At 38.5% G+C, this 19,742-nt stretch carries 18 protein-coding genes; 12 read left to right on the top strand and 6 right to left on the bottom strand.

Features of this window, described 5'->3' with window-relative positions:
- Nucleotides 1-82: 82 nt before the first annotated feature.
- Complete coding sequence (locus ASU31_RS01955) at nt 83-1,243, bottom strand: ATP-binding protein (protein ID WP_057930702.1); 1,161 nt, start codon at nt 1,241-1,243, stop codon at nt 83-85.
- A 274-nt stretch (nt 1,244-1,517) separates the two neighbouring features.
- Here ASU31_RS01955 and uvrB point away from each other — a divergent pair, with 274 nt between their 5' ends.
- The 5 genes from uvrB to ASU31_RS01930 all read left to right on the top strand — a co-directional run bounded on the left by uvrB (nt 1,518) and on the right by ASU31_RS01930 (nt 6,102).
- Nucleotides 1,518-3,560, top strand: coding sequence for an excinuclease ABC subunit UvrB (gene uvrB, locus ASU31_RS01950; protein WP_057930701.1), 2,043 nt, complete (start codon nt 1,518-1,520; stop codon nt 3,558-3,560).
- Between the two features lie 76 nt (nt 3,561-3,636).
- A complete protein-coding gene (locus ASU31_RS01945) occupies nt 3,637-4,929 on the top strand; it encodes a DUF3472 domain-containing protein (protein ID WP_057930700.1) in 1,293 nt (430 codons plus the stop codon).
- A 50-nt stretch (nt 4,930-4,979) separates the two neighbouring features.
- Nucleotides 4,980-5,177 (top strand): YwbE family protein, encoded by a 198-nt coding sequence (locus tag ASU31_RS01940; protein ID WP_057930846.1) that lies wholly within the window; start codon nt 4,980-4,982, stop codon nt 5,175-5,177.
- Between the two features lie 127 nt (nt 5,178-5,304).
- Nucleotides 5,305-5,553: a DUF4834 family protein gene (locus tag ASU31_RS01935; protein WP_057930699.1), complete on the top strand. Its 249-nt coding sequence runs from the start codon at nt 5,305-5,307 to the stop codon at nt 5,551-5,553.
- Between the two features lie 99 nt (nt 5,554-5,652).
- A complete protein-coding gene (locus ASU31_RS01930; protein ID WP_057930698.1) occupies nt 5,653-6,102 on the top strand; it encodes a nuclear transport factor 2 family protein in 450 nt (149 codons plus the stop codon).
- Nucleotides 6,103-6,108: 6 nt separating this feature from the next.
- Here ASU31_RS01930 and ASU31_RS01925 read toward each other — a convergent pair whose 3' ends face one another.
- From ASU31_RS01925 to ASU31_RS01905, 5 genes are all read right to left on the bottom strand, one after another.
- Nucleotides 6,109-6,558: an SRPBCC family protein gene (locus ASU31_RS01925; protein ID WP_057930697.1), complete on the bottom strand. Its 450-nt coding sequence runs from the start codon at nt 6,556-6,558 to the stop codon at nt 6,109-6,111.
- A gap of 53 nt (nt 6,559-6,611) precedes the next feature.
- Entirely contained in the window at nt 6,612-7,535 is a 924-nt protein-coding gene (locus tag ASU31_RS01920) for a TIGR01777 family oxidoreductase (RefSeq protein WP_057930696.1), read from the bottom strand.
- A 5-nt stretch (nt 7,536-7,540) separates the two neighbouring features.
- Nucleotides 7,541-8,356, bottom strand: a complete 816-nt coding sequence (locus tag ASU31_RS01915; protein ID WP_057930695.1) for a hypothetical protein — start codon at nt 8,354-8,356, stop codon at nt 7,541-7,543.
- Nucleotides 8,357-8,526: 170 nt separating this feature from the next.
- Complete coding sequence (locus ASU31_RS01910; RefSeq protein WP_057930694.1) at nt 8,527-9,033, bottom strand: GbsR/MarR family transcriptional regulator; 507 nt, start codon at nt 9,031-9,033, stop codon at nt 8,527-8,529.
- A gap of 61 nt (nt 9,034-9,094) precedes the next feature.
- The gene (locus ASU31_RS01905; protein ID WP_057930693.1) at nt 9,095-10,180 is read right to left on the bottom strand and encodes an alginate lyase family protein; all 1,086 of its coding nucleotides are present in this window, start codon (nt 10,178-10,180) and stop codon (nt 9,095-9,097) included.
- Nucleotides 10,181-10,309: 129 nt separating this feature from the next.
- Between ASU31_RS01905 and ASU31_RS01900 the strand changes: the two genes are divergently transcribed.
- From ASU31_RS01900 to ASU31_RS01870, 7 genes are all read left to right on the top strand, one after another.
- Nucleotides 10,310-12,817, top strand: a complete 2,508-nt coding sequence (locus ASU31_RS01900; RefSeq protein ID WP_057930692.1) for a YfhO family protein — start codon at nt 10,310-10,312, stop codon at nt 12,815-12,817.
- A gap of 477 nt (nt 12,818-13,294) precedes the next feature.
- The gene (locus ASU31_RS01895) at nt 13,295-14,149 is read left to right on the top strand and encodes a UDP-2,3-diacylglucosamine diphosphatase (protein ID WP_057930691.1); all 855 of its coding nucleotides are present in this window, start codon (nt 13,295-13,297) and stop codon (nt 14,147-14,149) included.
- Between the two features lie 20 nt (nt 14,150-14,169).
- Nucleotides 14,170-15,159 carry a glycosyltransferase family protein gene (locus tag ASU31_RS01890; protein ID WP_057930690.1) on the top strand — a complete coding sequence of 330 codons (990 nt, stop codon included), beginning with the start codon at nt 14,170-14,172 and terminating at the stop codon, nt 15,157-15,159.
- An 812-nt stretch (nt 15,160-15,971) separates the two neighbouring features.
- The gene (locus ASU31_RS01885; protein WP_057930689.1) at nt 15,972-16,952 is read left to right on the top strand and encodes a DUF6427 family protein; all 981 of its coding nucleotides are present in this window, start codon (nt 15,972-15,974) and stop codon (nt 16,950-16,952) included.
- Nucleotides 16,953-17,107: 155 nt separating this feature from the next.
- Complete coding sequence (locus tag ASU31_RS01880; protein ID WP_057930688.1) at nt 17,108-17,842, top strand: type III pantothenate kinase; 735 nt, start codon at nt 17,108-17,110, stop codon at nt 17,840-17,842.
- Nucleotides 17,823-19,136 carry a BamG family beta-barrel-assembly machinery protein gene (gene bamG / locus ASU31_RS01875; RefSeq protein ID WP_083505235.1) on the top strand — a complete coding sequence of 438 codons (1,314 nt, stop codon included), beginning with the start codon at nt 17,823-17,825 and terminating at the stop codon, nt 19,134-19,136. Before ASU31_RS01880 ends, bamG begins: the two co-directional genes overlap by 20 nt.
- On the top strand, nt 19,136-19,708 hold the full coding sequence (locus ASU31_RS01870) for a hypothetical protein (protein WP_057930687.1): 573 nt from the start codon (nt 19,136-19,138) through the stop codon (nt 19,706-19,708). The genes bamG and ASU31_RS01870 overlap by 1 nt, the downstream gene beginning before the upstream one ends.
- Nucleotides 19,709-19,742: the final 34 nt, after the last annotated feature.

Raw genomic sequence — 19,742 nt, 5'->3', positions numbered from 1 at the left:
TGTCATTTCGAACGTAGTGGGGAAATCTTTAGGCGGGAATGGCGTTGCCCAATAAAAATCCCCGAGATTTTTTGGGGATTTTTTATTGAATTTGAGGTAAAATATTCATTAGGAAATTTTTTAAGTTGACTACTGTTACATCATTTGATGTCACATAAGTTTCACTTTTTGGAGTGATGATATATTTGTACTTTGGTTCAAGGTCTTTGGTACAGTTTATAAAGCCTTGAGATACTGTTGGCGCATTTGACAATTTAATTTCGATACAAGCGAGTGGTGTAATTCCCTGTACAAGAACTAAGTCGCATTCTGCTCCTCTTTGAGTCCGATAAAAAAAAAGATCTGTTTGTTTTTCTTTTATTTGATAAATCTGTTCAACTACGTAGCCTTCCCAGGAAGCACCTATTCCCGGATGGCCAAATAAATCACTATAGCTGGGAATATTTAATAGCCTATGAAGAATCCCTGTATCTCTGATATATGTTTTTGGTGATTTAACCAAACGCTTTTTGGCATTTACAAACCATGGCTGCAAACGTCTGATCAAGAAGCCACCTTCTAAAAAATCTAAATACCTATTAACGGTTGGTGCGCTAACCCCTAACGATCTCGCAAACGATTCGCCATTAAATAAGTTTCCGTTTAAATGGGCAAGCATGCTCCAGAAGTTTCTAAGCAGTGTTGGTGCTAAATCTACATTAAACATCTTTGCCAAATCTCTTTCCACATAACTCACAATAAAATCGTTAATCCATTCTTTGCTCTGAAAATCATTTTCCGATAGTAGTGATTCAGGAAACCCTCCCCGAAACCAATGCTGTTCGAAACTTAATTCATCTGGCAATTCAGTTAATCCGATGGGGCATAACTCATTATACGAAATCCTTCCGGCTAATGTTTCAGAAACACCCTTAACCAGTTCGGGAGATCCTGATCCAAGTAAAATAAATCTAGCAGGTGTTCTTTTCGCATCAATTAAAGGGCGTAATAAAGAAAACAAAGTAGGCAATAGTTGAACCTCATCAATAATTACAGTATGATCTTGCAGACCTTCTAAAAAAGTATAGGCATCGTGTAACTTTGCAATATCCCTTGGGTTTTCCATGTCCATATAGATATAGTCGTTACTTAAACTTTTTGCCAAAGTTGTTTTTCCGACTTGCCTTGGACCAAGGATCGCAATTGCTGGCGATTTTTTTAAGCGACTTATTAATTGTGCGGCGAGATTTCTGGTAACTAACATATACAAATGTATGCTTTTGTGTTGTAAATCAAAAGTTGTACTTTTGATTTACAACATTGATGGCCTTTTTTGAAGCTTGTTGCTGCATTGTCTTATAACTTATTGCATTTAATAATAGATTATTTACATAATTACCAACTTTCCTGACTTTCTCCTGTTTTAGACTTTGCAGCTTAAACCGTATATTTCCTCCCAGCCGTTTATGTTTTTATAAGCGGAGGAGAGAACATTAAAATTGATTTAAAGATCAATTTTAACTAAGTTTGATTTACCCATGAAATTTAAAATCACCTCAGAATATCAACCTACAGGAGATCAGCCGAACGCGATAAAACAATTGGTAGATGGCGTAAATGCCAACGAACATTATCAAACTTTACTAGGCGTTACGGGATCGGGAAAAACATTTACGGTAGCTAATGTGATCGAGCAGACACAAAAACCTACCCTGATTTTGAGTCACAATAAAACTTTGGCGGCGCAGCTTTACGGTGAGTTCAAAAATTTCTTCCCTGAAAACTCGGTGAATTATTTTGTTTCTTATTACGATTATTATCAGCCAGAAGCTTTTATTGCATCAAGCAATACTTATATCGAAAAAGATTTGAGTATAAACGAAGAGATTGAAAAACTCCGGTTACGCACTACCTCTTCGTTAATGAGCGGTAGGCGCGATATTATCGTGGTATCATCCATCTCCTGTATTTATGGTATGGGTAATCCAGAAGATTTTTCAAGGATGGTTTTCCGTTTTGGCGTGGGCTTGCGGATTTCGAGGAATGCATTTTTGCATAGCTTAGTTGAAATTTTATACTCGAGAACTACAACAGATTTTAAACGCGGAACCTTTAGGGTTAAAGGCGATACTGTTGATATTTATCCGGCCTATCTTGATCATGCTTACCGCATTTCTTTTTTCGGTGATGATATTGAAGAACTTTCTGCAATTGATCCGGTTTCCGGAAAAACAATAGAGAAATTAGAGGATATGGCCATTTATCCGGCTAATCTTTTCGTTACCCCTAAAGATAGGTTCAATTCTTCGATTTGGGGAATACAGGAAGAACTGGAAATCCGTAAAAACCAGTTAATTGCAGATCGGCACTTATTGGAAGCAAAACGTCTGGAAGAACGTACCAATTTCGATATCGAAATGATGAAAGAATTAGGTTATTGCTCCGGTATCGAAAACTACTCCCGTTTCTTCGATGGAAGACAACCCGGAATGCGCCCTTTCTGTTTGTTAGATTATTTTCCTGAAGATTATTTAATGGTGATAGATGAAAGCCATGTTACCGTTCCACAGATCAGGGCCATGTATGGTGGAGACAGATCGAGAAAATTATCTTTAGTTGAATACGGCTTCCGTTTGCCAGCAGCTCTTGATAACAGACCTTTAAACTTTAACGAATTTGAAGCCCTTGCGCCGCAAACCATTTATGTAAGTGCTACTCCAGCTGAATATGAGTTAGAAAAATCAGAAGGGGTGGTAGTAGAGCAGGTAATTAGACCTACAGGTTTGTTAGATCCTGTTATTGAGATTAGACCTGCCATTAACCAGGTTGATGATCTTTTAGATGAAATAGATATTACCATAAAAGAAGGTGGGCGTATTTTGGTTACCACATTAACCAAACGCATGGCTGAAGAATTAACTAAATATCTTGATCGGCTAAATATCAAGACCAGGTACATCCATTCTGAAATTAAAACCCTCGAACGTGTAGAGATTCTTCGTGGTTTACGCTTAGGAGAATTCGATGTGTTGGTTGGAATTAACCTTTTGCGTGAAGGTTTGGATTTACCTGAGGTTACTTTGGTTGCTATTTTAGATGCAGATAAAGAAGGTTTCTTACGGTCTGAAAAATCGCTGATCCAAACCATCGGCCGTGCGGCCCGTAACGATAAAGGCCGTGTAATTATGTATGCTGACAGCATTACCGATAGTATGGAGAAAACCATATCAGAAACGAACAGACGTAGAGATATACAGATTGCCTATAACCTTGAAAATGGCATTACCCCAAAAACGGTAGGTAAATCGAGAGAAGCAATTTTAGAGCAGACTTCTGTGCTCGATTTCTCACAAAAGGCCAGCGACAACAAAGCCAGGGCTTATGTAGAAAATGCAGAAATCAGTATAGCAGCTGATCCTATTGTACAGTATATGGGTAAAGCGGAACTGCAAAGAGCAATTGATACGACACGTAAGGACATGCAGAAAGCGGCAAAAGACATGGACTTTTTGCAGGCGGCAAAACTGCGTGACGAAATGTTTGCTTTGGAGAAAATGTTTAATGAAAAATTCGGCAAGTAACGATTTGGTTTTATAGCATGATTTTTAGATAATTTAGCCTACAATTGCTTTCAACAAGTTATCTAAAAATCATTCAATGAAATCTTTTAAACTAGTAACACTGATCGTACTCGGTGTCATGGGGCTAAAAAGTCATGCCCAAAATGTTACAGCAATTTCCCTTCCACTCGGAGGTAATGCCTACAGTTCTTTACATCAGGATTCAGAAAGAACATTATCCAACAGGGGAATTGTAAACTGGTCCAACCCGAAAGAATATTTTACAGCTTATTTTCGGGTTTCTAAACCTGGTACCATAACGGTATTATTAAGCGATAAACCAGTGGTCGATGGGCAATCAGTTCTTGAATTCGCCATCAACAATCAATCTAAAAAAGTAAGTTTCGATGAAACTAAACCATTTGACGGTAAGATTGGTGAATGGATCATTAAAGATACTGGCTACGTTGCCTTAACCATTAAAGGAATGAGCAAAAGTGGCACGAAATTTCCTTCAATACAAACCTTATCCATTAGTGGAACAGCCACTGAAGGCAAAACAGCTTATGTTAAAAACAACGAAGGCAACTTTTTTCATTGGGGCAGACGTGGGCCATCGGTTCACCTCAACTATCAACAACCTGAAAATGTAAATGCAGCGTGGTATTATAATGAAGTAACTGTGCCAAAGGGTGAAGATATTTTAGGCTCTTATTTTATGGCGAACGGATTTGGTGAAGGCTATTTCGGTATGCAGGTAAATAGTCCAACCGAACGGCATATCTTATTTTCGGTATGGAGCCCTTTCAATACCGACGATCCCAAAAGTATCCCGGAATCGCACAAGATAAAAATGCTAAAGAAAGGAGAAAACGTACATACGGGAGAATTTGGCAATGAAGGTGCTGGAGGTCAGAGCTACCTGAACTACATGTGGAAAGCAGGAAATACCTATAAATTCTTGTTGCATGGCGTACCTGGAAAAGATAGCCTAACCACGTATACCGCATATTTCTTTGCTCCCGAAATCAATAAATGGCAATTGATAGCCAGTTTTACAAGGCCGCAGACTAAAACCTATTTAAAACGCTTCCATTCCTTTTTAGAAAACTTTTCACCAGTACAAGGAGACCTATCGCGAAAAGTTTTGTTTGATAACCAATGGATCTGCGATGATAAAGGAATATGGACTGAATTAAAATCTGCCCGCTTTACTACCGATAATACAGGAGCAAAAGGATATCGGATGGATTATCAGGGAGGAGTAGATAAAGGCGCCTTTTATTTAAAGAATGGTGGCTTTTTTAACGATTATACCACACCAAGAAAAATCTTTACCAGAAGCAGCGCAGGTAAAAAACCTGAAATAGATTTCAGTAAATTACCTTAACACTCAAAATAATTATGGAAATTTGGGGCTTTAATCATACTACAGTACACATGGACGGGCAAAACAGAAAAGACATTTATCCGGGTCTAGAAGTCGGAATTATTTTGAAGAAAGATCAACGGTCGGGAAATATCACTTATGGCGTGGTAAAAGATCTGCTTACTTCATCGGCATTTCATTCCAGAGGGATAAAAGTGAGGCTCGAAGATGGTCAGGTAGGCCGTATAGCTGAAATTATTGAAGATTAATGCGGATATTAAAACCTTTATAGGCTTATTTACGTATTATATTTGTAATCAAAATGCAATTAAAGGCTAAATAAGTAACAAAATAAATTTTATGACGTCTATATTTGTAACAACAGTAATTTAAAAAATGGCATTAGTAAAATTCATTTTCATCACAATATTGGTACTTTGGCTGATCAGAATGTTGATTAGGTTAATTCTGCCAATGCTGTTTAATAACCTGGCCAGCAAAATGCAGAGTCAGGCTACAGGACAGCAACAACAAAGACGGCCAAAACCTGAAGGCTCTATTTCGATAGATTATATGCCTCCAAAGCCTGATCAAAGTAAAACAGATAAACTCGGCGACTTCGTAGACTACGAAGAAGTGAAATAAAACTAAACCCTGACTTGTTTCAGGGTTTTTTGTTTAAAGTATATAGTTTAAGTTTATACTTTTAAATCTCAACCCGAAAACCAAACTATACCGGCAACTATGAAATATTTTATTGTTTTTATCTCCTTGTGGATGGTAGGTTCGAAATGCTTCAGTCAGACAAAACAGGACAGTTTAGAAATCAAACGTGCCGCTCTTGATTACATAGAATCGCAACATAACCCAAACCCTAAACAAATGGAGCAAGCTTTGCACCCAAGGCTGGTTAAACGCACATTTTGGACAGATAAGGAAACAAACAAGGACTATGTTCGTGAAACCTCTGCAGAATCAATGGTTATCTTAGCTGAAAGTTATAACCGCAAAAAGGATAAATTCCCCGCTGTTCCTAAAAAGGAAATTAAAATGCTTGATATTTCAGAGAAAACTGCCTCAGTTAAACTAATTGCAGATGAATGGATCGATTATATGCACCTTGTTAAATTAAATGGTGCCTGGAAGATTATTAATGTGCTTTGGCAATTTAATGATAGTGCGAGGCACAAATAGCATATATTACCATTCCGCTTGAAATTTGATTACCTCATTTCTTTTCTCAATTAGTTTCAGCATATAATTTTTAAGAAATATTTTTTCTACAAGCCGGCCTAATAAGCCAAACGGTGCCTGAAACTCAAAAACATCAGTCATTTCTGTTTGAGAACCCATTATTTTAAACTCGTGCTGGTGGTGGAGTTTTTTAAAGGGGCCTTTAACCATCTCATCTACAAAGCGTATTGGGTATTCCATTTTACTAATCTTGTTTGTCATTTCGAATGGAATGCCAAAATGTTTGGCCCGCCAGGTAACCGATTCATGTAAACCGATCAATCCATCTCTTTTCCCAGCGATGGCTTTCTCACCAGAACTTTGCATCGACTGTACATGAAGGTCGATACTTCTAGCCAAATCGAAACAGCGTTCAATCGGTGCATTAATCAGTGTCTTTAAAATAATTGTTGCCATTTTTATTTTACTAATGCTGCCGTTGGGCACCCTACGCCCTCCGCTATACCCTTCTAACCCTCCGCTCTCAGCCCCCTAACTGCCTCATCTATCTTCGCATACTTAAATTCAAAGTCATTGTTCAATAATCTGTTTGGTTTAACCCACCTGCTTTTTAAAATCAGTTCGGTTTCGGTTCCGATTATTTTTGCGCCTATGGCCAGTAGCCAGTCTGGGGCAGGCAAACCAAAGCTGATGCCATAGGCTTTTCTGATGCTGTGCATAAACACGTGGTTTTTAATTGGCTCGGGTGCGGTACAGTTTATTATGCCTTCAATTTCATTGTGGTTCATTAACCATTCAATACTGCCCGCAGCATCTAACTCGTGTACCCAGCTTACATACTGTTCGCCATTGCCCTGTTTACCACCCATGCCCAGTTTAACCAGGTTGAGCAAGCGTGGAAATGCGCCATCTTTTAGGCCCAGCACAATGCCCATCCTGAGGGCCACTTTTCTGGTTTTTGGAGTTTCGTTTTCAAAGAAGCTACTTTCCCAGGCCTTGCATACCTCAATAGAAAAGCCATCGCCGATTTCTCCCGTCAGTTCATCTTGCGGACGGTCTTCGGCATGCCGGTAAATGGTTGCAGAGGTAATGTTGATCCAAAGTTTTGGTGGGTTTTCCAGGCTTTTGATTACTTCACCGAGTAAACGGGTAGGGATTAACCTCGAACTGATAATTTCTTTCTTGTTTTTAGGGGTGTACCTACAGTTTACATTTTTACCACAAAGGTTAACCAGTAAATCGGCACCTTGAAGGCTTGTTGCCCAGTTGCCCAGGGTTTGGCCATCCCACAGCAGGGTTTTAATGTTCCCTGCTGCGGCTTTTGGTTTTCTAGATAGGATAATCACTTCACCAGCCAGACGACTAAAGTGTTTGGCCAATACGGTACCTAAATATCCGTTTCCACCTGCGAGTACAATTCTTCCGTATTTCATGATTCCTATAAAGTAAAGATTAAACCTAAAACAATTAAACGGTAAAGCACCCAGGTAATACTCATCGTCCAGCCCAATTGTAAGAGCTTGCTTCTGCGGAGGTGCTCCAAAAACATAAGTCCGGCCACTATCAAAAAGTAAAGGATAAAAAATATAGGGGGGATGATGAGGTATTGTGCAATAACCAAAACAGGCAAAAGCAAAAGTGCACCAGCAAAAGAGATGGTCATGATGTTGCCCAGATAATCCCAAAGTTTTTCTTTTTTATAAAAAACAATGATGATACCCTGAAAAAACATTTGTCCACCACAGATGAGGTATTCACGATATTGGCTGCCCAGTGGGACAAAATCGGTAAGCAGATGTGCATAAGCGGTTAAAATGTAAGCTGTAACAAACCAGGTAGAAAGCAGATAGGCCAAACGGTATTGGATTTTAAAGCTGGGCTGTATCGTGTTTTCTTTAACGGCCGCAGGAATAATTACTTTACGGTTGTAAGAGATAAAGGCATAAAACTTGCGCATCAAATAAACAAAAGGCCTAAATAAAAACAGCGGTTTAAAGATTGGCATGGCATGCGCAATAATTTTAAATAAGCTCTGGATGCCATATGTTACTTCACCATTTTCGGTATTCACGAGTGCAATCTCATTGGCGGCTCTTTGTTTGTCAACCAAAGGACAAATGTTTTCAGGCATATTTTGATAAGCCTTACGACCACCTTTGGCCAGCATACCTGTTTTTACAAATGTTTTGGTATAGGCATAACACATTGGGCATTCATTATCAAATAAAATCACATGGTTCTTAAGCGTTTTCATTTTATTTAAATTTTAATACTTTCAGTAAAAAATGAAAGATATGGTTAAAAAATTAAGCCGAACTTAAGGGTAAGGCTTTTTAATGGTTAGGGTTTAGTGTGAATATGTCTTGATACTCGATACTTACTACTTGATACTTACTACTTGACACTCAATAGCCCCGCTCACATCTATTTAAACACTTTCAATATCGAACCCCAGAACCAGCTTTCTTCAGCTTTAAGCATCGTTTCTAAAGTTTTATCTACGTTGAGTGCAAGTTTGTTAATATCGCTTACCGATTTTTTGAAGGTTTTAAACTCAGGATCTTTTTCATCACCTACGACCGTTGATAGTTCATTCAAAACTTTTAAAACAGGCTCTAACTCTCTTTTTTTACGCTCTTTAGCTACCTGGCGGGAAATATTCCAAACATCCTTATCGGCAAAAAAGTATTCCTTGCGCTCGCCTGCTTTGTGCTGTTTTTCAATTAGGCCCCAGCCAATTAAATCGCGCAGGGTCATGTTGGCATTTCCCCTGGAAATACTGAGCGCTTCCATAATTTCTTCGGTGGTAAGCGCTTCAGGAGAAATTAATAATAGCGCATGTACCTGAGCCATGGTGCGGTTAATTCCCCATTCGGAGCCTAATTTACCCCAAGCTTCTATAAACTTTAATTTTGCTGCTGCTAATTCCATATACAAATATAAAGTTATTTTTAAACTTTCAAAAATTATTGAAAGTTTATTTGTTTGGATGCTATTTGCTTTCGCGTTGTAGTTTATCCAATATCATCTGCCAGCTGGTATCATTGTTATTTACTTTTTTTAACAGTTTAGCCTGTGCCCTATCAAAATATACAGATAGTTTTAATACCGGCAATGCCAAATCTGGTTTAAACATTGTCCCGGGAGCAAATCCTGGTTCGTTGTTCTTTGCCCGGTCGCGGTCGAATTTAACGGTCGTATTTACATATTCTTCGTGCTGTTTTTCACCATTAATGTACGGGATCATCCATTCTACAGATTTTTTGATGGAAGATCCTTTAGGTGACTCGTAGGTATAAAAGTTGATGCCTTTCGCCCTGTCGATCATAATGGCCAACTTTAACATAGGTTCCAGGTCGTAAATGTGGTAATGCATGGCATCGCGCTCTTTAAAATCCAAACTGGTGCCATCTGGATATAAATTGATGTTGATGTGGCTTTTTAAATTATCGATGGTCCACTTAATAAAATGCTGATTGTTTAAGGTGTAACCAATTTCACCAACTTCTTTTAACCGGTGGGCGTTCCAGTTATTAATGGCGGTAGCTCTCCCCGCTTTCATCCGTTTGCTGCTAATTTCTGCCAAAGCCGTTTCAGTAAGCCATTGCTCAATCTGTTTTTTATCAGCTGCTAGGATATCTTTTTTAATCAGGTCGTAAGCTTCAATGGCTTTATCCAGATTGGTATCGTCAATAGGATCGCCATTTGGTTTGTTGATTTTGGCCCATGCACCAAGAAATTCTACACATTTGTTTAAATATTTTTGATCATCGGTAATCCGGTATTGTAAGGCCAGTGCAAACATTTTGTTCATATCTGCCAGGGCTAATCTGGTTTTCTCTTTTTTGGGATTTCCCTTTAATAATCCTTCAGTTCTGATGGTATCAATTGGGTTCGGGTTTTCGTTTAGATAATTTAATACCGATTTTTCAAAGCCCAGGTATAGTTTTTTGGTTTCCCCATCATTTTTGACCTGCGTTTTCAGCTTTTTAATTTCATTGTTATTTAAACTTACAATTTGCGAAAACGAAGAAAAAGATAATAAAGCAAGAGCGATTGTAACGACAAACTTTCTCATAATAAATAGGTTGAATTTTTATTCTTTGTTACAAATCTAATTTTTTATTCAGCATGCATTTAATTTATTACTTTTTTATACCGCCCAATTTTTTATTTTTGACGTTCGTTTAAACTTAAACAAACCTTAATGAATAACTGGTTTAATAAAAATGGCATTCACTTAGCCATTATTGCATTTTTTGTAGTCATCACTTTTGCCTACTTCAGTCCTGTTTTGGTAGGTAAAGCCCCTGCGCAAAGCGATGTGATCCAATCGCAAGCGATGCAAAAGGAAATTATGGACTTTAAAGAAAAGGATGGTAAGGCACCGCTTTGGACCAACCAGATGTTTGGCGGTATGCCGGCTTATCAAATCTGGGTACCTTACGCCTATAATGGCGCTACCTATGGAATTGCCTTAATTACAAAAGCCCTGCCTAATCCAACAGGTACAGTTCTTCTATTGCTTTTGGGCGCTTATTTCTTGTTTATTGTATTAAAGGTTAATCCTTGGCTCGCTGCGGCTGGTGCAATTGCATTTACATTTACCATGTACAATTTTGTTTTAATTGCAAGTGGGCATAGTAGCAAGGCATTGGCAATTGGTTTTTTTGCGCCAATAATAGCCAGTATATTGTTAACCCTAAGGGGTAGATATTGGTATGGAGCGAGTTTAACTGCACTGTTTTTAGCCCTTGAAATAAGAACTAACCATGTTCAAATGACCTATTATTTGATGTTGGCTATTTTTATTTTTGTTATTGTAGAGTTTTATCAGGCATTTAAAAGTAAAACCGTTTCAAACCTGCTAAAATCGTTCGCTTTTTTAGCTTTTTCAGTAGCTATTGCTATAATGATTAATGCAAGTTTATTATGGTCTACAGCAGAATATGCTAAAGAAACAAACCGTGGTAAATCTAACTTAACTGCCACAGAATCTTCACCAGCAGAAAAAGGGGCAGGTATGTCAAAAGAGTATGCTTACCAATGGAGCCAGGGTGTTGGTGAGAGCTTTACTTTTTTAATCCCGGATTTATATGGAGGCGCCTCAGGAATAGATAAGCTTGTGAAGCCGGAAGGAAACATGTATAAAGCTGTTTCTGAAATTACAGGTGGTGATCCAACCCAAACTGCACAAGCTATTCAGCAGTTGGGCTCACAGTTAAATATGCAACAGTATTGGGGTGAGAAACCATTTACCCAAGGCGGCTATTATTTTGGTGCAATTATCTGTTTCTTGTTTGTTTTCGGCTTATTCATTGTTCGTAGCCAGTTAAAATGGTGGATATTGGCAACAACAGTTTTGTTTATATTACTTTCTTTTGGCCGCCACTTCCCTCTTGTAAGTGATTTATTCTTCGATTATTTCCCGCTTTATAATAAATTCAGAGCAGTTGAATCCATTTTGGCAGTAGTTGGTTTAATGGTTCCGATATTGGCAATTTTAGCAATCAAGGAAATACAGGATGGCAATGTAGACCAAAAGGTTTTAATCAAAAAATTAACCTGGTCGGCTGGTATTACCGGTGGTTTCGCTTTAATTGTAGCAATCGTGCCTACGCTGTTTTTCAGCTTTAAAGCATCAAACCATTTGCAAATTGTGCAGGCTTTAACGCAGACTTTGCAAAATAATGCTTCCATTGCGCAAAAGATAGCAAATGGATTAGTAGAAGATAGAATTGCAATAGGCCGTGCAGATGCTTTGCGTTCATTCTTTTTCGTAGTTATCGGTTTTGGGATTGTCTGGGCATTTATTACCAAAAAATTAAATGCACAACTGGCTTTAGGCTTGTTGGCACTGGCTGTTTTGGTAGATATGTGGCAAGTAGACCGTAGATACTTAAATAACCAGAATTTTGAGTACAAAAAAACGGCTTCAGATTTCTTTAAGCCAAGAGACGTTGATAATTTTATAATGGCTGATAAAGACCCGAATTTCAGGGTATTCGACGCAACCATAAATACCTTTAGTGATGCCAGTACATCTAATTTTCATAAAACAATTGGTGGTTATCATGCCGCTAAACTGAAACGTTTTGATGAACTCATTCAGCACCAATTTACCAAAAGTGTTAACCAGGATGTATTGGATATGTTAAATACGAAGTACATCATTACACAAGATCAGCAAAACGGGTCGTATAAAATGCAGCGTAATGCAACGGCTGCGGGTAATGCCTGGTTTGTACAAAGTGTTCAGTTTGCTAAAAATGCTGATGAAGAAATGAAGGCCATTAGCAGTTTTGATGCTAAAAAAGAAGCCATAGTTGATGAAAGTTTCAAAAATTCGATTGATACCAAACGTTTAGGGACTGGCCAGGAGGGTTTTATTAAATTAACCAACTATAACCCTGATCATTTAACTTACGAATACTCAACCGCTAAAGATGTAATTGCAGTGTTTTCAGAGATTTATTATGATAAAGGCTGGAAAATGTATATCGATGGTGTTGAAAAGCCATACTTCAGGGCTGATTACGTTTTACGTGCAGCGCAGTTAGAAGCAGGGAACCATAAACTTGAGTTTATTTTCCATCCAACATCGTATTATACCGGAGAGAAAATCTCTTTGGCCGGATCGATCTTATTGTTGGCCGGATTAGGTTTTGGGTTTTACTCAGAAGAAAAGAAGAAAAAGAAAGCAGTTAAAGCTTAATAATTTCTCAAATAGATTTACACCCCGCAGGATTTTGATCTTGCGGGGTTTTTTGTTGCTTGTAGTTTTGCCACGGAAACACAGAAACACGAAATATTTTCTCGGTTTGTCATCCTGAGCGTGGTCGAAGGACCCTTTAGTAAGGAAAATTTTAGGATAATTCTGTATCCGTCTCAGCAATGACGACGGTGGGTAATAAACCAATGGCAAATGAACCAGTGAACTAATGAACCACCAAACTAAAATTTAACAATGTCGTAACATTTGTTTGATATACAGAGTCTTACCTTTGTAATGTAAATCAGATGATATGTTAGAATCATTCTTTGCCGTGTGCTTGTTAATTGTTGTACTTTATTTCTTTAGCCCCTTTGAGGTAAAACTCGATGAGGAAGAGGAGTGGTAACACAGCTAATTTATCTCTGAACTGCTTTAATGGAGCGGTAATAAGATCCTTCCCCCTAAAATTTCCCGTTTATGGATAAAAGAAATGTCGATGTAGTCGTAATATCCGATGTACATTTAGGTACCTATGGTTGCCACGCAAAAGAACTTCTAAAATATCTTAAGAGCATAAAGCCCAAAACACTGATCTTAAATGGCGATATCATCGATATCTGGCAGTTTAGCAAAAGTTATTGGCCCGAATCGCACATGAAAGTGATCCGTAAACTGATGAAATTCGTATCGGAGGGTGTTCAGGTTCACTACCTGACGGGGAATCATGATGAGATGCTCCGCAAATTCGACGGCATGGAAATGGGTACTTTCCATCTCCAGAATAAGTTAATCTTAGAGCTGGACGGTAAGAAGGCATGGTTCTTTCATGGCGATGTTTTTGATGTTACCATGCAACACTCTAAATGGCTGGCTAAACTTGGTGCAGTTGGTTACGATACACTGATCCTCATTAATAGTTTTGTAAACTGGGTACTTACCGCATTCGGGCGGGAGAAGATGAGCTTTTCGAAAAAAATAAAAGCAAAGTTTAAAGATGCTGTTAAGTTCATCAATAGTTTTGAGCAAACTGCAGCAGAACTGGCCATCGAAAAAGGTTATCAATATGTCGTTTGTGGCCATATTCACCAGGCCGAGCAACGCGAAATTGCCACCGAAGATGGAAAAGTAGTTTACCTGAACAGTGGAGATTGGGTAGAAAGTTTAACTGCTTTGGAATATGAAAATAAAAACTGGACGGTTTTTAAGTACGAACATCAACATTTTACTAAAGACGAATTGGATGAAGGAATCCTTTCTGATGCGGAGGATTTAAAAAGTAAACTTGACATAAATATTCTTTTACAGAATATAAAATATGAAATTGCCCAATAATTTTAGATATTCGGGCATAAATGAAGATACTTTACGCAATACAGGGAACAGGTAATGGTCATATCAGTAGGGCGAGGGAAATTATCCCTTTGCTTCAGCAGTATGGCGAATTGGATATTTTAGTAAGTGGAACACAGGCCGATGTGAAACTCAGTCAGCCTGTAAAATACCAATTGCATGGTTTCAGTTTCATCTTTGGGAAAAAAGGCGGTGTAGACCATTTTAAAACATGGCTGAACATGAATCTTTTCCGTTTTAGAAAAGATATGAAGCAGCTGCCCCTGAAAGAGTACAACTTAATCGTTAACGATTTTGAACCTGTAAGCGCCTGGGCCTGTAAACTGCAGGGCATAGAATGTGTATCATTGAGCCATCAGGCTGCCTTTAAGTCTAAAAAAGTACCTCGTCCAAGAACTTTAGATTGGGGGAAACTGATCTTGAGCCGCTACGCACCTACCAAATACCACATTGGTTTTCATTTCGACCGTTACGATACTTTTATCCATACCCCGGTAATCAGGGCAGAGATCCGAAATCTGAAAAGTGAAAATTTAGGGCATTATACCGTATATCTTCCAGCCATTGATGATAAACGTTTGGTAAAGCTTTTTACGCAGCTACCTGAAGTTACATGGCAGGTTTTTTCTAAACACAGTAAAGTTGCCTATCAGGAAGGGAATGTTTTTGTAGAGCCGGTTAACAACGAGAAATTTAATAAAAGCCTGGCAACCTGCGAAGGTTTATTTACCGGCGGTGGTTTTGAAGGGCCTGCAGAAGCACTTTATTTAAAGAAAAAACTGCTGGTAGCACCTATGCGTTTCCAGTTTGAGCAGCAATGTAATGCCTACGCCTTAAAACAGTTTGGCTTGCCTGTAATTTGGGGAAGTACCAGGAACTGGTTGCCGATTATCAAAAACTGGGTAGAAAACCCGCAACAGCATGAGTTTAATTTTCCGGATGAAACAGCGCAGATTATTGATGATATGGTGAAGAAATATGCGAGGATTTAGTCCTGAGTCCAAAGTCGATCACCCTCGGATTGTCATCCTGAGCGTAGTCGAAGGATCCTTATCATGATTTTACTCACCAGAGTTAGCTGTTTGATTTTGGAAATGAATGCCAGAAACTTTTGGCTTGCACAGCCCCGTTGTTCGCTTTAGCCCGATAAAGGATCGGGGCTGCCGCTACTCCCGGGTTTATTTAACGCAAAGCAGCGCTTTTGGGAATGGTTAGCTATCTATCGCCTATTGGTACGTTCCGCTGCTACCTATCCGCTTTGATCTTGAGGATTATTCTAATCCGTGGCACAATACTGCGTAATCTAAACCTGACAGGAGCGGACACCGAAAGTAGAGAGGTAAAGCGGATGGCAGGACTATCGGAACCGATACGAACAGGACCCTGCTTTTCTAAAAAGGACAAGATTTCTTTTTAATCGCCCTTAATCAAACGGTCTTCGACTCCGCTCAGACTGACAAAACTTTACGAGTGAGACAACTATACATCCCTGCTTTCGTCTTAGCTTATTCTAATCTGTGGTACAGTACTAAGTAATCTAAACCTGACAGGAGCGGGCAGCGAACGTAGTGAGGTAAAGCGGATGGCAGGACTATCGGAACCGATACGAACAGGACCCCGCTTTTCTAAAAGAACAAGATTTCTTTTTTAATCGCCCTTAATCAAACGGTCTTCGACTCCGCTCAGACTGACAAAACTTTACGAGATAGACAACTATATGCATCGCTGCTTTAGTCTTTAAGCTTTGGTCTTTCTGCTATACTGTTAAATTATTTTCTTTACTTTGCCTTCTCTTTAAAAAGGCATGATTAATCAGTTTAGAAAGCTAAATCCAATTAACCTCGTATTCTTGCTGGCGTACACGTTCTTTTTGCGTATTGCCATTTTTCATGAAACGCACGATAAGCTGAACTTTGATTTTTTGGAACCCTTTGCGCGATTGCTGATCAATATAGATTTGGATAATGCCTTTACGCCATATACCAATATTTTTATCGCGGCACTTTTGGTTTATGTTCAGGCGTTAATTTTCAATCGGATTGTAAACAACCATAATTTATTGGCCAAACCCAGTTTCCTGCCAGGGCTGATGTTTATAACAGGAACAAGCTTGTTCATGCCTTTTATGATCCTAAGCCCGGCATTGTTGTGCAACTTTCTTTTGATTTGGATTATAGATAAGTTTTTAAAACTGGGTAAAAGTGCCAACGCAATTACAACTGTGTTCGATATCGGGATGATTATTGCGGTCGGAACATTAATCTATTTTCCGTTTATGACCATGCTGCTTATGATCTTTTTAGCGCTGTTGCTTTTTAGATCATTTAACTGGCGCGAATGGGTGGCAGGCTTAATTGGTTTTATTACTGTTTTCTTTTTTCTGGCCGTATTTTATTACTGGAATGACAATTTAAGTTCGTTTTATCAGATATGGAAACCATTGGGCAATAAGTTTCCTTCGGTTTTTAAAATTAACTATAACGATTATCTGGTGCTGATCCCGGTAACGGTGATTATCGTACTGGCATCACTACAGCTCCGCGAAAATTTCTTCAGGAGTTTTATCAGTACAAGGAAAAGTTTTCAGCTGTTGTTTTTCATGTTTATTATCTCTGCAGCTAGTTTTTACCTTAAACCCGATTTCAGGACCTGGCATTTTTTGCTGTGTGTACCACCGGGATCGGTACTGTTGGCCTACTATTTTAGCAATGCCAAAAAACGTTGGTTTTACGAAACATTGTTCGTTTTATTTGTGCTTTCGATACAGTATTTTCTGTTTGTTTAACCTTTTTTAACAAATAACTAGAACGAAACTTGACAAAGATTAATAGCTTTGTGCATGATTTTTGAATTAAAGCTTTTTTAGTTTTAATCAAGATGGATAAAAAATGGAGTCATTGGAATTTCTAAGAACATATTATCTGCAGTGGGAGATTTTAAATGCGTAGGTTAAGCATTGATATTGGAAATTCTGCTGTGAAGGTTGCTGTTTTTGCAAATAAGGAAATTATTCATCATCAGCGTTTCAATAAAATTGGGATACTTGATCTGGCTCAGTTGATTGAGAAGTTTTCGCCAGCGAAATCCATCATCAGTAGTGTTAACCAGGAAATTGGACCGTTAGAAGTATTTTTAAAAAAACATACCGAGTATATCCGTTTTTCAACCATGTTGACGAACGGCGTACAAAACAGATATAAAACGCCAGTTACTTTAGGGTTAGATAGATGGGCTGCTATTTTGGGTGCAAATGGCTTACATCCAACAAACGCAAGTTTAGTGGTTGATGCAGGTACCTGTATTACTTACGATGTTTTAACTAGCGCGAAGGAGTATTTTGGCGGAAGTATAAGTCCTGGCATTAAAATGCGTTTTAGGGCTGTGCACGAATTTACTGGCCGTTTGCCTTTGGTGGAGTGGGATGCAAATGAGGCTATTGTGGAAGGTACTGATACCCAATCGGCAATCAAAAACGGCGTTTTACAAGGAATAATAAACGAAATTGAAGGCTTTATTGCCCTAAATAATAAAAAAGAAAGTGCTCTGAAGGTAATTATAACGGGAGGTGATGCTAATTTTTTGTATAAACAATTACAAAACAGCATCTTTGCGCCTCAAATTATAAAAGATCCTTACTTAGTATTAAAAGGATTAAATGAAGCTATTGCAGATTAAAATGTACAAAAGAATAAATTATATTGCAGCCATACTCGTTCTAGTTTGTGGTTTAAGTGCTCAGGCACAGGTTACCACTTCATCACCATATTCAAGATATGGACTTGGAAATATAAAGGGATCTTTGTTGCCCCAGCTTAGGGCAATGGGTGGAATTTCTACCGCAGTAGGTAAAGTAACAGGGTTCAATTATATTAATATGCAAAACCCTGCATCTTATGCCGGAATATCTTTAACTACCATTGATGTGGGAATGAGTGCGGGTATAACCAATCTTTCACGAAACAATTTAAGCGAAACGAGTTTCAATTCTACTTTTAGTCATTTGGCATTTGCCGCTCCGGTTACCAAAAGATCAGCCTTGAGTTTTGGTATTTTGCCTTACTCAGATTTGGGTTACTCTTACAGAAATACGACCAAAGTTGATACAACCACTTTAGACCAGCTTTATGAAGGCGAAGGTGGCTTATCAAAGGCTTATTTAGGTTATGGTTATCGTTTTGGCGATCATTTAAGGATTGGCGGTAACTTAGAGTATATTTTTGGTAACCTTCAAACTACCCGGGCTACCGAATTTCAATCGGTAGGGTCTTATAATGCCAAACTTCAAAATAAAAACAGTGTTGGTGGTATAAATTACTCTTATGGCATTCAGTACGATTTTAATATCGGCAAGAAAACAATTATGACCCTGGGTTATTCTGGAAGTACTTCTGGGAAAATAAATTCAACACAAACTTCTTTTGCTACGTTCTACACAAGAGATCAAAGTGGTAATGAAAACCCTGCAGCCGATACGTTAAATATTGCGAATAACGGGAAATCTAATCTTACCCTGCCATTAACGCACAATTTTGGGATTTCTATCCAGCAAAATGATAAGTGGATGATCGGTGCCGATTTTAGAATGAGTAAATGGTCTGCAACAAGTATCAATAATGTAAACCAGGGTTTGCAAGATAGCTGGGGTGCTTCTTTGGGTGGCCAGTGGACACCAGATGCATATTCTTACAACAGTTACATGAAACGTGTAGATTACCGCCTTGGTTTTAATTACGATAAAACTTATATCAAAATCGGTAATCAGGATATCAAACAAATGGGTGCATCGTTAGGTTTTGGCTTCCCGTTGCCTACTGCTAACGGTGGTACGGCATTTTATAAAATCAACTTTACAACCGAGTTCGGACAAAGAGGAACGTTAAGCGATAATCTTGTTAAAGAGAAGTTTATTAATTTCCACTTAGGCTTTACCTTGAACGATACCTGGTTCCGTAAGTACCGTGTAGACTAATGAATTTAAAGACATTTTTATATGGTCTGTTTCTGGTGTTGCCTTTTTTTCTGGCTTCCTGTGGAGACGACGATCTAAAAAATGCCAATTCGGTTTCATCAAATAAAGTAATCTTAACCAGAGATCGGACCATCGGTGTCGATATTACTTACAGCGATTCTGCCAGAATTAAGGCTAAAGGATACGCCCCAATAATGGATAAGGTTACACCTAATAATGGAAGCGCTTATCAGGAGATGATAAAAGGGGTAAACATCGATTTTTATAATCCGAATGGGACTGTTGATGGAAACTTAGTGTGCGATTACGCCATTAGGAAAGATAATGAGCTTAAAACCGAATTTAGGAAGAATGTTGTGGTAAAAAACAGTAAAGGCGATACTTTTTCTTCGCAGGAACTGATCTGGGATGAGTCGAAAAAGATTTTTTATTCCAATCAACGGGTATATGTGAAAGGAGTTGATGGAAGCATAGGTGAAGGCATTAACTTTAAAGCTCCGCAGGATTTTAGTACCTATGAAATGGATAGCGGAAACGGTGAACTGAACATGAAGGAAGGTGTAGCACCTTAGTCGCAATGTATAAATGATGGAATGAGTGAATTAT

This window comes from Pedobacter ginsenosidimutans (genome assembly GCF_001442625.1).
GTDB lineage: Bacteria > Bacteroidota > Bacteroidia > Sphingobacteriales > Sphingobacteriaceae > Pedobacter > Pedobacter ginsenosidimutans.
The sequence above is the reverse complement of the archived record's forward strand: the minus strand, read 5'-3'. Positions and strand labels throughout refer to the sequence as shown.

Coding starts and splice junctions, on each gene's coding strand:
- ASU31_RS01955 (WP_057930702.1), bottom strand. CDS start 1,243: ATGTTAGTTACCAGAAATCTCGCCGCACAATTAATAAGTCGCTTAAAA.
- uvrB (WP_057930701.1), top strand. CDS start 1,518: ATGAAATTTAAAATCACCTCAGAATATCAACCTACAGGAGATCAGCCG.
- ASU31_RS01945 (WP_057930700.1), top strand. CDS start 3,637: ATGAAATCTTTTAAACTAGTAACACTGATCGTACTCGGTGTCATGGGG.
- ASU31_RS01940 (WP_057930846.1), top strand. CDS start 4,980: ATGGACGGGCAAAACAGAAAAGACATTTATCCGGGTCTAGAAGTCGGA.
- ASU31_RS01935 (WP_057930699.1), top strand. CDS start 5,305: ATGGCATTAGTAAAATTCATTTTCATCACAATATTGGTACTTTGGCTG.
- ASU31_RS01930 (WP_057930698.1), top strand. CDS start 5,653: ATGAAATATTTTATTGTTTTTATCTCCTTGTGGATGGTAGGTTCGAAA.
- ASU31_RS01925 (WP_057930697.1), bottom strand. CDS start 6,558: ATGGCAACAATTATTTTAAAGACACTGATTAATGCACCGATTGAACGC.
- ASU31_RS01920 (WP_057930696.1), bottom strand. CDS start 7,535: ATGAAATACGGAAGAATTGTACTCGCAGGTGGAAACGGATATTTAGGT.
- ASU31_RS01915 (WP_057930695.1), bottom strand. CDS start 8,356: ATGAAAACGCTTAAGAACCATGTGATTTTATTTGATAATGAATGCCCA.
- ASU31_RS01910 (WP_057930694.1), bottom strand. CDS start 9,033: ATGGAATTAGCAGCAGCAAAATTAAAGTTTATAGAAGCTTGGGGTAAA.
- ASU31_RS01905 (WP_057930693.1), bottom strand. CDS start 10,180: ATGAGAAAGTTTGTCGTTACAATCGCTCTTGCTTTATTATCTTTTTCT.
- ASU31_RS01900 (WP_057930692.1), top strand. CDS start 10,310: ATGAATAACTGGTTTAATAAAAATGGCATTCACTTAGCCATTATTGCA.
- ASU31_RS01895 (WP_057930691.1), top strand. CDS start 13,295: ATGGATAAAAGAAATGTCGATGTAGTCGTAATATCCGATGTACATTTA.
- ASU31_RS01890 (WP_057930690.1), top strand. CDS start 14,170: ATGAAGATACTTTACGCAATACAGGGAACAGGTAATGGTCATATCAGT.
- ASU31_RS01885 (WP_057930689.1), top strand. CDS start 15,972: ATGATTAATCAGTTTAGAAAGCTAAATCCAATTAACCTCGTATTCTTG.
- ASU31_RS01880 (WP_057930688.1), top strand. CDS start 17,108: ATGCGTAGGTTAAGCATTGATATTGGAAATTCTGCTGTGAAGGTTGCT.
- bamG (WP_083505235.1), top strand. CDS start 17,823: ATGAAGCTATTGCAGATTAAAATGTACAAAAGAATAAATTATATTGCA.
- ASU31_RS01870 (WP_057930687.1), top strand. CDS start 19,136: ATGAATTTAAAGACATTTTTATATGGTCTGTTTCTGGTGTTGCCTTTT.